The sequence below is a fragment of the Bacillus sp. 22446 genome, assembly GCF_052044955.1.
Lineage (GTDB): Bacteria > Bacillota > Bacilli > Bacillales > Bacillaceae > Bacillus > Bacillus altitudinis.
On record NZ_JBQEOD010000013.1, the window covers coordinates 1 to 13,145 of the forward strand.

General features: G+C 38.0%; 16 protein-coding genes and 1 pseudogene. 11 read left to right on the plus strand and 6 right to left on the minus strand.

Going from position 1 to position 13,145, the window contains the following annotated elements; all coding sequences use genetic code 11:
• The 4 genes from catA to ACTJJD_RS17900 form a co-directional block, all read left to right on the plus strand.
• Nucleotides 1-601: type A chloramphenicol O-acetyltransferase (catA, locus tag ACTJJD_RS17885; protein ID WP_440608722.1), on the plus strand; the 601-nt coding region annotated here is incomplete at its 5' end.
• 206 nt (nucleotides 602-807) lie between these two features.
• Nucleotides 808-1,926, plus strand: a complete 1,119-nt coding sequence (locus ACTJJD_RS17890; RefSeq protein ID WP_440608723.1) for a Rap family tetratricopeptide repeat protein — start codon at nucleotides 808-810, stop codon at nucleotides 1,924-1,926.
• Complete coding sequence (locus ACTJJD_RS17895) at nucleotides 1,916-2,089, plus strand: RapH phosphatase inhibitor (RefSeq protein ID WP_217967346.1); 174 nt, start codon at nucleotides 1,916-1,918, stop codon at nucleotides 2,087-2,089. The genes ACTJJD_RS17890 and ACTJJD_RS17895 overlap by 11 nt, the downstream gene beginning before the upstream one ends.
• A gap of 110 nt (nucleotides 2,090-2,199) precedes the next feature.
• Entirely contained in the window at nucleotides 2,200-3,030 is an 831-nt protein-coding gene (locus tag ACTJJD_RS17900) for an SMI1/KNR4 family protein (RefSeq protein WP_440608724.1), read from the plus strand.
• A 41-nt stretch (nucleotides 3,031-3,071) separates the two neighbouring features.
• On the opposite strand, the gene ACTJJD_RS17905 is transcribed toward ACTJJD_RS17900, so the two are convergent.
• Nucleotides 3,072-3,320 carry a DUF2651 family protein gene (locus tag ACTJJD_RS17905; protein ID WP_440608725.1) on the minus strand — a complete coding sequence of 83 codons (249 nt, stop codon included), beginning with the start codon at nucleotides 3,318-3,320 and terminating at the stop codon, nucleotides 3,072-3,074.
• A 595-nt stretch (nucleotides 3,321-3,915) separates the two neighbouring features.
• On the opposite strand from ACTJJD_RS17905, the gene ACTJJD_RS17910 reads away from it, so the two are divergent.
• Entirely contained in the window at nucleotides 3,916-4,812 is an 897-nt protein-coding gene (locus ACTJJD_RS17910; protein WP_440608726.1) for a macrolide 2'-phosphotransferase, read from the plus strand.
• Nucleotides 4,813-4,855: 43 nt separating this feature from the next.
• On the opposite strand, the gene ACTJJD_RS17915 is transcribed toward ACTJJD_RS17910, so the two are convergent.
• Together ACTJJD_RS17915 and ACTJJD_RS17920 are read right to left on the minus strand one after the other, a co-directional pair.
• Nucleotides 4,856-5,731, minus strand: a complete 876-nt coding sequence (locus ACTJJD_RS17915; RefSeq protein ID WP_079919374.1) for a LysR family transcriptional regulator — start codon at nucleotides 5,729-5,731, stop codon at nucleotides 4,856-4,858.
• A gap of 23 nt (nucleotides 5,732-5,754) precedes the next feature.
• Nucleotides 5,755-6,453 carry an aspartate/glutamate racemase family protein gene (locus ACTJJD_RS17920; protein ID WP_035700385.1) on the minus strand — a complete coding sequence of 233 codons (699 nt, stop codon included), beginning with the start codon at nucleotides 6,451-6,453 and terminating at the stop codon, nucleotides 5,755-5,757.
• Nucleotides 6,454-6,645: 192 nt separating this feature from the next.
• Between ACTJJD_RS17920 and ACTJJD_RS17925 the strand changes: the two genes are divergently transcribed.
• A complete protein-coding gene (locus ACTJJD_RS17925; protein ID WP_144684625.1) occupies nucleotides 6,646-7,170 on the plus strand; it encodes a DinB family protein in 525 nt (174 codons plus the stop codon).
• Nucleotides 7,171-7,174: 4 nt separating this feature from the next.
• On the opposite strand, the gene ACTJJD_RS17930 is transcribed toward ACTJJD_RS17925, so the two are convergent.
• Nucleotides 7,175-7,738 (minus strand): GNAT family N-acetyltransferase, encoded by a 564-nt coding sequence (locus ACTJJD_RS17930; protein ID WP_035700391.1) that lies wholly within the window; start codon nucleotides 7,736-7,738, stop codon nucleotides 7,175-7,177.
• Nucleotides 7,739-7,754: 16 nt separating this feature from the next.
• The gene (locus ACTJJD_RS17935) at nucleotides 7,755-8,660 is read right to left on the minus strand and encodes a LysR family transcriptional regulator (protein ID WP_019743043.1); all 906 of its coding nucleotides are present in this window, start codon (nucleotides 8,658-8,660) and stop codon (nucleotides 7,755-7,757) included.
• Nucleotides 8,661-8,772: 112 nt separating this feature from the next.
• On the opposite strand from ACTJJD_RS17935, the gene ACTJJD_RS17940 reads away from it, so the two are divergent.
• The 4 genes and pseudogenes from ACTJJD_RS17940 (at nucleotide 8,773) to ACTJJD_RS17955 (ending at nucleotide 11,875) form a co-directional block, all read left to right on the plus strand.
• Nucleotides 8,773-9,930, plus strand: a complete 1,158-nt coding sequence (locus ACTJJD_RS17940; protein ID WP_138279264.1) for an MFS transporter — start codon at nucleotides 8,773-8,775, stop codon at nucleotides 9,928-9,930.
• A gap of 202 nt (nucleotides 9,931-10,132) precedes the next feature.
• A pseudogene (locus tag ACTJJD_RS17945) lies at nucleotides 10,133-10,702 on the plus strand (TetR/AcrR family transcriptional regulator).
• Between the two features lie 31 nt (nucleotides 10,703-10,733).
• Nucleotides 10,734-11,153, plus strand: coding sequence for an N-acetyltransferase family protein (locus tag ACTJJD_RS17950; protein WP_440608727.1), 420 nt, complete (start codon nucleotides 10,734-10,736; stop codon nucleotides 11,151-11,153).
• Nucleotides 11,154-11,416: 263 nt separating this feature from the next.
• Nucleotides 11,417-11,875 carry a GyrI-like domain-containing protein gene (locus tag ACTJJD_RS17955; RefSeq protein ID WP_039168785.1) on the plus strand — a complete coding sequence of 153 codons (459 nt, stop codon included), beginning with the start codon at nucleotides 11,417-11,419 and terminating at the stop codon, nucleotides 11,873-11,875.
• Nucleotides 11,876-11,936: 61 nt separating this feature from the next.
• Here the strand turns inward: ACTJJD_RS17955 and ACTJJD_RS17960 are convergent, their stop codons facing one another.
• On the minus strand, nucleotides 11,937-12,284 hold the full coding sequence (locus ACTJJD_RS17960; RefSeq protein WP_039168782.1) for a YunG family protein: 348 nt from the start codon (nucleotides 12,282-12,284) through the stop codon (nucleotides 11,937-11,939).
• 167 nt (nucleotides 12,285-12,451) lie between these two features.
• On the opposite strand from ACTJJD_RS17960, the gene ACTJJD_RS17965 reads away from it, so the two are divergent.
• Nucleotides 12,452-13,063: a hypothetical protein gene (locus tag ACTJJD_RS17965; RefSeq protein WP_156060661.1), complete on the plus strand. Its 612-nt coding sequence runs from the start codon at nucleotides 12,452-12,454 to the stop codon at nucleotides 13,061-13,063.
• The last annotated feature ends 82 nt before the right edge of the window (nucleotides 13,064-13,145 follow it).

Below are 13,145 nucleotides of genomic sequence, written 5' to 3' on the forward strand. Positions count from 1 at the left end.
AACCCGATGCACATATAGTCTGGTGATCGATCTAGACATCACGAAATTGTATGCAATATTAAAAGAAAAAAGGCTAAAAGTATATCCTGTGCAAATTTATTTGTTAGCAAGAGCTGTGCAGCAAATTCCTGAGTTTCGGATGGATCAAGTGAACGATGCACTTGGTTACTGGGAGATTCTCCATCCTAGTTATACGATTTTAAATAAAGAAACAAAGACGTTTTCAAGTATTTGGACGCCTTATGACGAAAACTTTGGTCGGTTTTATAAAAGCTGTGTAGCGGACATGGACACTTACAGCAAAAGCAGCAGCCTATTTCCGAAACCTCATATGCCAGAAAACATGTTCAATATTTCAAGTCTGCCGTGGATTGATTTTACTTCTTTTAACCTTAATGTATCTACAGATGAAGCTTATTTACTGCCTATATTTACCTTAGGTAAATTTAAGGTGGAAGAAGGAAAAATCATCTTGCCAGTCGCCATTCAAGTACATCATGCTGTTTGTGACGGTTATCATGCCGGTCAATATGTGGAATATTTGAGGTGGCTTATTGAACATTGTGAAGAGTGGTTAAATGATTCAATGCAAATTACCTGAAGACAAAAGGTATGCTCATGGAAATCTAGAAGATGAAGGCAGACTGAAATGAGTCTGTCTTTTTGTTTTGTGATGAGAATGAAAATGTTCCAAAGGTTTACTAAGGCTATATTTGTTCTTTTTGCGGTTTCTTTTCGGTGCTTTGTAAATTCTTGTATGTGATAATAAATGTCATATAAGGGAGTTCAGTGGAAGGGGGATAAGGGATGGAGAAAGTTCTTTCTTCACATGTAGGTGTGAAAATCAATGAATGGTATAAAATGATTCGACAATTCAGTGTACCAGATGCAGAGATATTGAAAGCTGAGGTCGAACGAGAAATTGAACGAATGGAAGAGGAGCAAGATCTGCTCATTTATTATCAATTGATGTGTTTTCGCCATCAGCTTATGCTCGATTATATTAAACCTTCAGAAAAACGATCTCCTTCTGTTTCTGAATTGGTTGATAAAATTGAGAATTCTAATCATCAACTTTCCGGTATGTTGCAATATTACAATGCTTTTTTTAGAGGAATGCATGAATTTAGTAAGAAAGAATATGTACAGGCTATTCAATATTACAAGATCGCTGAAAGGCAGCTTGCACTGGTTGTCGATGATATTGAGCAAGCGGAGTTTCACTTCAAGGTGGCTGAGGCCTACTATATTATGAAGCAAACGCATGTGTCTATGCATCACATCATAAAGGCACTAGATATTTATAAAGAACATGAGCAGTATAAAGTTCGCCAAATTCAAAGTCTAATTGTCATTGCAGGAAATTATGATGATTTCATGAGATATGAAAAGTCGTTGCAACATTTAAAGACTGCTTATTCAATTGCTGTGGGCGCAAACGATCAACGTTTAGTAGCAAAAACATTATTAAATATTGGTAATACATATGATAGGCAATCAAAGTATACAGAGGCAATAAAGCATTATAAAGAAGTGTTAGATGTCATTTCTTCGGAAAATAGTGACATAAAGCCAATCACTCTATTTAGTTTATGTTGGTCGCTGTACAAGTCTAATCAAAGTGATGAAGCGGATCTGCTCGTTGAAGATGGACTTATATATTCCTCAAAGGTAAATGATTCGCTAAGTGTCTTGTTATTTAAAGCATTAAAAGCTATTTATATGGATACTAATGAACAAGCTTTGAAAGAAGTGTTTGATATTTTTGAAGAAAAGAAACTACATGTGTATGTGGAAGCATTTGCTCAAAGTGTCGGGTTATTTTATGAAAAAAAAGGGGACTTTGAAAAAGCTGCCGAATATTACAGAAAGGCTCTTAAGGCTCAAAATGATATTCAAAAAGGAGAGTGTCTGTATGATTATTAAAAAATTACTAATCATTGTATCCATTGTATTGTTAAGTGTTTCAACAGCAGAAACTTTAAAAATCATTGAAACGAAATCAATTCGGAATACAACAATGGAGGAACAAAAATCATATCGAAACACGACTATGATTGATCGAAATACAACCTCTGAAAACGTATAGACAAGATTAAAACAGACTTTAAGAGTCTGTTTTTTTATGAAGTAGAATGAGTAAATGAACAGTTGGTCAATGTTATACTTATCTCAGATAGATACGAGGAGGCAACCACTTTGAAATCATTCTGGGAGAAAGAAGAAGAGAGTCCTTTTACGTTAGAAAAGATAGATGAGGAACAAATTCGTGAAGCAGAGGGAACACTTGGTGTCACTTTACCTGATACATACAAAAAACTCATTTTAGAATGGAATGGTGGTTTTACAGTTCGTAATGCTTTTCCAACCGATCGGCCGAATTCATGGGCAGAGGATCATGTTCAATTCGACCATCTAAGAGGAATCGCCAATGATGATGGAATTATGAATAGCGCTCAGTTAAGTGATGAATTGGAGCTGCCCGAGGGACTTATTTTCATCAGCGGAGAAGAAGATACATGGATCGCCATGGATTATCGAGAAACGAAGGAACATCCTCCAATTCACTATTTCGATTTAGAGCTGGAAGTAGATTTTAAGCTGGCAGATAGTTTCGATGAATTTGTTGAGCGGTTATACACAGCTGACGACGCCATCGTTGAAGTAATAGAGATTGAGGAGGAAGCTTCGGATTTATATATCAGTAAAGAAGAGCTTGAACACATTTTTGAGAGAGGAGACCTTTGTCAGCAGAATCTCTTCAAAATGGCACATTATCCGATGGAAGACATTGAAGAGATCGAATGGTTTTTCTTGCGCATGAAACAGTGCATTCAACAGATAAAAGATCAACATGTCTTGTATGAAACAGCTACTGCTATTCACTCCAACCTTCTGTTAAACCCAGATATGCCAAGGAATGACCGTATTAATCAAGAGCTGCAAGAAATGGCTGAATTTCTAGAAAATAGTGGAGATCCGAATATCGCCTTTTTGGGAGGGGACATTCATCCAGTGAAAAAACGATAGTGAAAGATGAAAAGCCCTTTCTAGGGCTTTTCGAATGTAGTTTATGATCTCTTTTTATTTGAAATTTTCATAATGAATAATGCTATATATGAAGCAATGAATGAGCCCAAAGTGTAAACAACAGCCCAGCCAAAGAAAGAGACATTAAAAAGTGTAAATGTCAGAATGAGCAAAATGATAAAGCTTACAACTGGCATGAAATAAACCTTTTGTACAAACAATGTGACGATAAAAGAAGCGATGATCATACTTACTGGAAGCAATCCGAATGCGAATTCTAAATGAGTCATATCCATTCTCCTTTTAAATGACTTAGCTACATTTGATTTGTTCTCATTGTCTCTCATACACTCAAAATTCATAGTACATCGGGTTTTTGAGTTTAATAAATTATATTAGACAGAAGAATCAATAACCATCATAACACAGAAAAATGAAATTATTTCATTTTATGTAATTTAAAGGGTGTTTGATGATTTTAAATCCTTCTTTTTGTCATCTTATTGAAAGTCATATTTAAATAAAGTATAGTAAATTTATATGATAAAGAGGAGGATGGTTAAAGATGATGCATTCAGGAAGATTACGCCAGAAAACTTTGAACAATCAGTAATTTCATATGTTCAAAGGCTCTGTTTTCATCAAACGGAGTAAACGGGGTAGTCTGCACATTTTTAATGATCTTCAGCGGGAAAGTATGCAATTTCACTAGAAAAGAGGCAGCTAATCGATCTGTCTTTTTTTTGTATGTTTTTTATGATGCAAAGAAAGGCATAAATCTAGCTTTGTTTACTCTGACCACAGAAAGTGGCCTGCTTGTGGGTTTTGTGATGATATTCTTGACGCCTATTGATCATGACTAAATGAGCAATTGGAGGAATGGATATGAATAGACTGGAATTAAAGCAGTTAGCCAAACATCACGGATTAGAGATTTTAGAGAGTACCATCAAAATAAATGAATCAGGTGTGGATTTCCGTGTCGCACACGTCGAAGATATACATGGTGATCAATGGATATTAAGAATGCATCGCAGACCTGAATCAATGAAACATACTTTACAAGAAAAAAAGACATTAGATCATATGAGTAAGCAGGTTCACTTTCAGGATCCTAATTGGTCTATCTTTACAGAAAATCTGATTGCTTATAAACAATTAGAGGGGGTACCGGCAGCTAGTATTGATGTGGAACAGCAATCTTATGTGTGGAGTTTTGACCAAACGAATGTACCGCAAGCTTATTATGAATCATTAGGAAGAGTTTTAGCGAATGTACATTCCTTAGATCAACAGCCTTTTAAAACGATCGGTGTGGAGATGATCAGTGCACATGAATTAAGAGGATCAATGAAACAGCGAATGGAACGTGTCAAATCGCAATACACCATTAACAGCCGTTTATGGGAGCGTTGGCAAGAATGGCTAGCTAAAGATTCTTTATGGCCGCCTTTTGTGGGAGTGAAGCATGGAGATTTGCATCCTGGCCACATTCTGATTGATGAAAATCAATGTGTTACCGGTGTGATTGATTGGTCTGAAGTGGGGATTGGTGATGTATCTGCCGACTTTTTGTCGCATCAACTTCTGTTTGGGAAAGAAGGATTAACGAAACTTATCCATGCGTATGAAAAAGCAGGCGGGAGAACTTGGTCAGGAATGGATGAACATATAATAGAACTTTTGACGACAAGTGCGATCACTGTGGCCGAGTACGCACAGAGATCAGGATTGAAAGATATGCATGAATCTGCCGCATACATGTTGGCAAACGAAAGCTAATCAATCAGAACGAATCCAAAAAAGCCCCCAAAAAGGGCTTTTTTTAATCTAATTCATGAAAAAATTGTTTGAGTTGATCAATGAAAACGGATTTGGATTTTCCCTTTTTATAGATAAACTCAATATTGATGTTGAAATTGATAGATGGATCGATAGAAATTTGTTTTAATGTTCCTTGTTTTACTTCATTTCTAACACAATGATGAGGAAGAAACGATAGTCCCATTCCTTGCAGTACCAAATTTTTTGCAGTTTCCATATGATCAACCTCAATGGAAATGTTCGGTGTAATGTTGTTTTTTTGAAATAATCGGTGAAGCATCAACCAATCAAATGACCCATAGTCAAAGAAAATAAAAGGTTGTTCTTCTAGTTCATTCATATTGATGTTGCCTAGGCTGGCGAGCGGGTGATGAGTTGGGACGAACAGCCCGATTGGATCGCTGAAAATCGGGATTGATTCAATTTGAGGATGTGTTTCAGTCCTGACAATGCCAAAGTCTACTTGGTTGTTAATCACTTTTTGGACAACATCCTTTGAATGTCCTGTTACAATTTTCACTTTCAGGTTTTCGTATTTTTCTTTTAGGGCGGGCAATATGTTAGGCAATAGATTATTGGAAATAGAGGATGCGCATCCAATCGTCAATTCATAAGGGATCATCGTTTGTTTGAGACTATGCTTTGCTTCTTGATAAGAATGGAGAATCTTTTTGGCATGCGGGTAAAACTGTTCACCTTTTTCCGTCAGAGATAGTTTATTTCTCTGTCTATCAAATAATTTCAGGTCTAATTCTTTTTCTAACGATTGAATACGTGCCGAAACAGAAGGCTGGGTTAAATACAGTGCTTCTGCAGCTTTATTGATACTGCCTAGCTGGCATACATAAATAAACGCTTCTATATTCTCAATATTCATGTTATCCCCTTATATGACGTTCTTTAAATGTTTAGCTTTTCAAGCTCATACACTAATTTTACAGCTTCTTTCGCCAAAATGACAGTAGGGTCAATCACTTTCACAGCTTTGGTTGACCTTAGAACTAAAGGAATTTCTGTACAGCCGGCAATGATGGCTTCTGCTCCTTGATTGATTAAAATTTCTGCAGCTAACGCAAGTTCACTTTCGCCTTTACTCAATTTCCCTGCTTTCACGGCATAAATCCCATTCATCACGTTTTTCTGAAGATTTTCACTAGGAGTCATGACATCAATCTTGTGATGGGCACAAGCCTTTTGATAGAGCTGTGTTTTTAATGTGCCATCAGTACATAGTAAGCCCACAGACGTATAGTGATGTTTGTTCAGGTGCTTTGCGGTTTCTAATGGCATATTCATGATAGGGATATGAGTGGATTGTTGTACGTTTTCTAAAAAGAAGTGAGCGGTATTGCATGCAATCAGAATAAAGTCCGCTCCAGCGCGTTCTAATCTTTTAGCTGATGCAATCATATATTCTGTAGGATCTTCGCCTTTCCCAAATATGGCATTGGTTCTATCAGGGATTTGCGGATCATTATCAGCAATTACATGTAAATGATCCTGATCTTTAATAGCTGGTGTATGAGAAATGATTTTTTTCATCAGATCAATCGTCGCTAAAGGGCCCATACCACCCATAATCCCAATCGTTGTAGACATCAATATCACCACATTTCATTTTTTTCTATTATAAAAAAAGAAAGGATGGTGAGTGTTATAGAAAAGTTCTATTTGTATATAGAAGGTTGATCAAAAGCACCTTTTATTTTCTTCTTTATCTGTTTTGCAGTATGAGTTGCAATCTAATCAAAAAACATTAGAATAAAGAAAAATTGATAAAGGAGCTACCATATGAATTTCAATTTGGATGAAGCTTTAGATATGTTGAGTCGAACTCCTCGTACATTAGAAAGTCTTTTGTCAGGTTTATCGAAGGATTGGCTTCACAGTCGTGAAGGGGAGGGAACGTGGAATCCCGTTGAAGTCATTGAACATTTGATTGAAGCAGAGAAATTCAACTGGATTCCACGATTAAATGTCATTCTTGCTGATGGAGAGAATACCCCATTTCCTGCATTTGACCGCTACGCCCATTTGAATCAAACTGAAAGACAGATAGAACAAGCACTAGCAGAGTTTCATCATGTGCGGATGGAGAATGTGGCATACATTCAGCGTATGACACATTCAAGTCTTGATCTAGAGAAAAAGGGCGTCCATCCAGAATTCGGCGTCGTGCAAGTGAGCGAATTACTTTCTACGTGGGTTGTCCATGATTTCACCCATATCTCCCAAATTGTTCGGGTCATGGCGGAACGATATCGAACCGATGTAGGACCGTGGAGCGCCTATTTAGGGATTTTAAATAGGAAATAAATGATTAATGACGCTTCGCGGCCCACTCGGATTGAAGAATAGCATATTGATACTCATCGACCCAATGTCCTTTTGACATATAATTTTGTAGCAAATGTCCTTCGCGTCTCATGTCTAAACGTTCCAGCACTCGAATAGATTTTTCGTTTCGTACATCTGTAAAGGCAATGATTTTATGCTTGTTCAATGTAGTGAAAATATATTCGATCATTGAATTCAAGGCTTCATGAATATAGCCCTTTCCTTGAAATTCAGGCGCGAGTGTAAATCCAATTTCAACGATTCTAGGCTCGCTGCCGAGTGTATGAATGGCGCAATCTCCTATCAGCTGATTGGATTCAGATAAGGCAATCGCATATTGAAACCACGTCCCTGGTTGATTAGGTTGTTGCGTCATTTGGTGTTGTACAAATGATTCAGCGTCTTCGTGCGTGTAGTTTTCCCAGGATTGAAATGTGGCAATAGAGGGATTTGATCGGTATTGATAAAATGCTTCAATATCCTGCTGATCAAACTGGCGAATCACAACCCGGTTTGTTCTTGTAAATATGCTGTTTGCATTCTTCATGTGTTACCCTCACTTTTTAGTTTGTTCTTGATTTAAAAAAGTCTATTAGCCATTCAGATAGCTGTTTTTGCGCTTTGGTCACAAATCGATCGGCATAATACGTTAATTCAAGATGCCGAACAGGAGCAGGGGCAGAAATAGGGATAGAGACAATATTAGGCCATGCTGAATGTTGCTTTAACAGCCCTCTTGGCTGGATGGTGGCGCCGATCCCGGCTTCAACCAACTGCAATAATGAAGTGGCAGACCCAACATCCATGACCGTGTCCAATTCAAAACCGTGTTCTTTACATACGTCATCGACCAAATCTCTTCCTAGATAGCCTTTTGGATACATGACCAGTGCATGCTTTGTCAGCTCTTTTAGCGTCACTTCACGCCTTTTTGCCAGTTCACTGTCTGAATGAACAAACAATTCGTAGGGCTCATCGCCAAGTGGAATTTGAATCAGTCGTTTATCCGCAGGCCCGCGCAGCCCAATTCCGATATCGACTTTATGTGAGAGCACCTCGTCACGAACAAAGATGGTCGAAAAAGCCTTTAGGTTGATCTCTGGATACAGCGTTTTAAATTCTACAAAAAGCGGAACAAGCTGAAAGTCAAGATCAGAGGGAAGGACGGCAAGCCGAACGGTACCTCGCTGTTCAGATAACAGTTCTTTCATAGCATTTTTTGCATCTCGTTCAGCCTGAAGCATTTTCATGCCATATTGATAAAGAAGCGTACCAGCTTCAGTTGCAACTACTTTTTTACCGATTCGGTCAAAAAGCGGCATCCCAACTTCAGCTTCAAGCAGCTGAATCTGTTGGCTTAATGTAGGCTGTGATATACCTAGTTGCTCTGCAGCTTTTGTGAAATGTAAATGATCGAATACAGCCATAAAATAGGTAATGTGACGAGTATCCATATGCCATCCTTTCATTAATGATAGTATTTTCCTATCATCATAATACGAATTATTGTATTGATCAATGAATGAAGCGGATTTATACTCATAGTAACCTCAACAAGATGAGAGAGGAAGAAGAGTATTGATAAAAAAAATATTTTATTTAGCCGCTTTATTTTTAGCTGCCTTAAACTTGCGCCCAATCATTACATCCGTAGCTTCTATGATGAGCATGATTCAATCAGACCTTGGCGTTAGTGCACTCACGGCAAGTCTTTTAACCACTTTGCCGGTCTTGTGCATGGGAGTGTTTGCCCCTGTAGCAACGAAACTAAGCCGCCGGTTTGGATTAGAGAGAACCCTTTTTTTCTCGATTTTTCTTATCACAATTGCGACTGGACTGCGTGGTACAAGTCAAACAGTTACCATCCTTCTCATGACTGCTTTTGCAGGAGGAGTTGGAATTAGTTTTGCCGGACCATTGTTGTCTAGTTTTATTAAAAAGTATTTCCCGAAAAGTCCTGGGATTGTCAGTGTGTACTCTATATCGATGACAGTTGGAGCTGCACTTGCTTCGGGCTTGACCATTCCGATTTACCTTCGCAGTGAGCATAACCTTCCACTTGCGTTATCCTGCTGGGCGATTTTAGGCGTTATTGCCATGATTTTATGGCTCGGTCTAGCTCGTCAAAACCAACAAGCGGATCTTGCAGACGTGCCACTGAGATTACCGCTGCGAAACAAAAAAGCCATTCAATTCACCTTGTTCTTTGGCTTTATGTCTAGCATGTTCTATTCGTTAACAGCGTGGATTTCACCCATTGCGCTTGATTTTGGGAATAGTCCGCAGTATGCCGCCATGCTGCTTACGATATTTACACTCATTCAGATTCCGGTGGCATTACTCGTTCCAAACATCGTCAATCGTCTAGGAAAGCCGAAATTATTTCTGATCTTATGCAGTTTGTCAGAGCTGATTGGCCTCATATTCCTTCTACTGCCAATGCCGATCCTGCCAGCTGTTATTTTTCTGGGGATTGGAGCAGGTGGATTATTTCCTTTGGCGCTTATGCTGCCTATTATTGAAACGCGTACACCAGAAGAAGCCGGTACATGGTCAGCGATGTCACAGATGGGCGGGTACATCATGGGAGGATTTGGTCCATTTTTAATCGGTTTGATTTTCGATATCAGCGGACATTTTCAAGCTGCTATTGTCGCAATGCTCGCCATCGTGATGCTGATGATTGGCGTGCAGTTATCTATGAAGTTAGGAAAAAAACGTGATGAGGTATCCAATTAAAGATCAGTATACCGCTGCTTTTATTTCATCACTCAATTGAAATCGCCATAGCCTATTTCTAAGTAGGCTATGACGATTATTTTGCTCAATCTTTAAAAGATGCACCTGAATGAATTATCGTGAAAGAAATTTTTCAACTTTACGAGTGGCCATTTCTGCAGCCTCCATGATCATTTCACATAATGAAGGAGGAGAAAAGAGGATGCCTTATCCGAAAGGTCATAAGTCAAAAGTGAGAGAGCAGATCATCGCAAGTGCTGCACGAGCATTTCGAACAAATGGGGTCCGTAATATCAGTTTGCCATACATTATGAAAGGGGCAGGTCTAACTCATGGAGGGTTTTACGCTCACTTTAAGAACAAAGATCAGTTGGTGATAGAGACTTTTCATTTTGCTATTACGGATACGATCAAGCTGCTGCAAAGTGTTGCAGACAAGAAGGCAGATCAGCCTCGAATTCAGACGATCATTGAATTTTATTTAAGTTCCGTTCACCGTGATCAGACGGAAGTCGGCTGTATACTGCCTGCACTGGCAGGGGAGATTGCTCAATTATCGCAAGAGGTACGGAAAGCTTATACCGATGAATTGAAACGGTTTATGGCGTTTATAGCCGATACGGGAAACATAGATCACTCTAAGAGTTACGCACTAGTAAGCAGCATGATTGGTACAATTGCTCTTGCGCGTGCTGTCAATGACTAGCAGTTCAGTGATCAATTGTTATTTGCAGGCAGAACACAGGCAAAACACATTTTAGAAGCGAATTAACATTCAAATGAAAAACATAGGAGATGTTGCGATGTTTATTAGAGAAGCAAGCATAGAAGATTATCCACAATTAAGACAAATCTATTTAGAATCCCGACGTCAGAGCTTTCACTGGCTCAATACAGAAGAAATCAAACTCCAAGATTTTGATCAAGATACGCAGGAAGAGCAAATTTTCTTAGCTGAGGAGAACAATAAAATCCTTGGATTCATCTCATTATATGTGCCAGATCATTTTATTCATCTCTTGTTTGTACATCCAGAAGCTACTGGTCAAGGGGCTGGCGATCAGCTGCTCAAGCAAGCTATAAAAGTTTTGGGAACACCAGTCACCCTCAAATGTGTATCCGAAAATCACAAAGCTTTGTCTTTTTATCAAAAAAGAGGATGGAAGGCTGTTGTAGAGGAAGGGGAGCCTGGGGCGAAGTACTGGGTGCTTATTTATGAATAGAAGTCATGTTATCTATCATTCACACGGCCCTTTATAGGGCCTTTTTGATTGTCAGTTTCTAAAAGCCATTTCTTCAAATGAAAATCAATAACAAATGAGCGGCTAAAATCCGTTCTTTTTTATGCTTAAAAATTGGACATCTTATGAATGAGAATATGAGATTCCATTATTTTTAATATCCTAATGCATTATATTTTAAAGGGTGTTACCGTTGGATGTAAGGAATGATTGGCCAATCTTCCAATAAGAGTTGGAGGAGAATCATGAATTACAAAATTGAAATGTTAACGAATATGAAAATGGTGTATATGAGAAATATAGGACCGTATGGCAGTAAAGAGAATGTGGAGATGATGAAGAAATTTAAAAAATGGATCAACGAACATCAATTCAATGATGAATTAAAGAAGCATGGCATATACGGTGTCCCTCAAGATGATCCTGCAAGAACTTTACCTGAAAATTGCAGATATGACCTAATGTTCATGACAAATAGAGATTTCTCCAAAGATCAACTTGTTCAGACTGGTCATGTTGAAGGAGGAAAGTATGCTGTGTTTACGGTGACACATACAGCCGAAAAAGTGAATTTGTTTTGGAGACAATTACCTCAAATGATCCAACACAATCAATTGAACATACGCCATGCACCTATTATGGAGAGATATAGAGAAGATGAAGGCGAAGATAAGGTGTGTGAATTCTTACTGCCTATCTTTTAAACATTTTATCTAACTTTCATGAAAACAGACCTCTTGTGGTCTGTTTTCATGAATATAAAATCTACACGTTTAAATAGTTTAGGACTCGTTCCTTTAAATAACGATATTGATCCTTATTCGTATCTTGAAATGCTTCTTCCCGATTTGAAGGTACATCCATATAAAAAATTTCTTCAGAGAATTGTGAAGAAGTAAAGTCAATTCTTGTTCCATTCACTACGTTGTAAAAGTGCCATCCGCTGGGTAATGAGGTCTTGTTTATTTTTCCGCCTAAAAGATCATGGACAACTAAAGAAGTGACGCCACATTGTCCGTTTGCTGGGTTGTCTTTACTCCATTTTGAACTAGATTGAGAGGACCAGGCTTTATATAAAGCATCAATGATTTCGTCTGTCGAGTAGAGGTTCATTTACTAAAGATCCTTTCTATTTAAAGAGTGAGATAAATATAGCATCTGTTTAGTCTATAGTAGATTTTTTTCATTTAAAAACCAATAAAATCTTTTCGTTGAAGCACTTGATCCAAATGATATACTATGGCTAAAACAATGAAAGGTCATGTCAGGAGGAGCATGGTGTGATATTCATCATAGGAATTGTAATCGCTTTTATTGTTGCTATTTTAGGCTTTACTGTTTTCGTAGATGTAGGTAATGGGTTGGGAACGGCTTTTAGCATTATTGGGGGAATGGTCATTTTATTCATAGCGGGAAGGCTGCAAAGACAAAAAGAAAAGAATGATCCAAACATCTTATTAGATAAGATGATGATGCTCTTTCATGAAGACGGATTTCAGTCCTCAACATACATCTTTTCGCAAAATGTTGATAAAGGTTTTGCGATTGATGACGAGCGAAAGAAAATGCGCTTTATTACACATCAACCTGGCGGCTCATCTCAGAAATTCAGGTTTGAAGTCACTGAACTTTCCTTGCAAGAGTTGAAACAAGTTGACATGTTAGAAGATGGTATACCGATTGAACATTCTACTGAGAGTGATAATAATGAAGAGATTTCTACACTTCAATTAAGATTAACGATGAATGATCAAGAAGCATCAACGATCACGATCACCTTCCTGCAATTTGATGTGCCAGTTCGTAAGAGCACCGCTGAATATTTAATTGAACGAGAAAATTTGGAGGAAATTTATCATCAAATTAATTCGATGATGAAATCTGTATATTAACTAAATTCCTGTTCATAAAGAAGAAATCACATTTTGATGTGGTTTCTTTTTTTATCTCAATCAAGTTAAAGCCAGTCCAGTC

Excerpts from the sequence above, each read along its gene's own strand:
- ACTJJD_RS17935 (WP_019743043.1), bottom strand. The coding sequence starts at position 8,660 with ATGAAAGGATGGCATATGGATACTCGTCACATTACCTATTTTATGGCT.
- ACTJJD_RS17890 (WP_440608723.1), top strand. The coding sequence starts at position 808 with ATGGAGAAAGTTCTTTCTTCACATGTAGGTGTGAAAATCAATGAATGG.
- ACTJJD_RS17920 (WP_035700385.1), bottom strand. The coding sequence starts at position 6,453 with ATGTCTACAACGATTGGGATTATGGGTGGTATGGGCCCTTTAGCGACG.
- ACTJJD_RS17915 (WP_079919374.1), bottom strand. The coding sequence starts at position 5,731 with ATGAATATTGAGAATATAGAAGCGTTTATTTATGTATGCCAGCTAGGC.
- ACTJJD_RS17895 (WP_217967346.1), top strand. The coding sequence starts at position 1,916 with ATGATTATTAAAAAATTACTAATCATTGTATCCATTGTATTGTTAAGT.
- ACTJJD_RS17905 (WP_440608725.1), bottom strand. The coding sequence starts at position 3,320 with ATGACTCATTTAGAATTCGCATTCGGATTGCTTCCAGTAAGTATGATC.
- ACTJJD_RS17960 (WP_039168782.1), bottom strand. The coding sequence starts at position 12,284 with ATGAACCTCTACTCGACAGACGAAATCATTGATGCTTTATATAAAGCC.
- ACTJJD_RS17950 (WP_440608727.1), top strand. The coding sequence starts at position 10,734 with ATGTTTATTAGAGAAGCAAGCATAGAAGATTATCCACAATTAAGACAA.
- ACTJJD_RS17930 (WP_035700391.1), bottom strand. The coding sequence starts at position 7,738 with ATGAAGAATGCAAACAGCATATTTACAAGAACAAACCGGGTTGTGATT.
- ACTJJD_RS17955 (WP_039168785.1), top strand. The coding sequence starts at position 11,417 with ATGAATTACAAAATTGAAATGTTAACGAATATGAAAATGGTGTATATG.
- ACTJJD_RS17925 (WP_144684625.1), top strand. The coding sequence starts at position 6,646 with ATGAATTTCAATTTGGATGAAGCTTTAGATATGTTGAGTCGAACTCCT.
- ACTJJD_RS17910 (WP_440608726.1), top strand. The coding sequence starts at position 3,916 with ATGAATAGACTGGAATTAAAGCAGTTAGCCAAACATCACGGATTAGAG.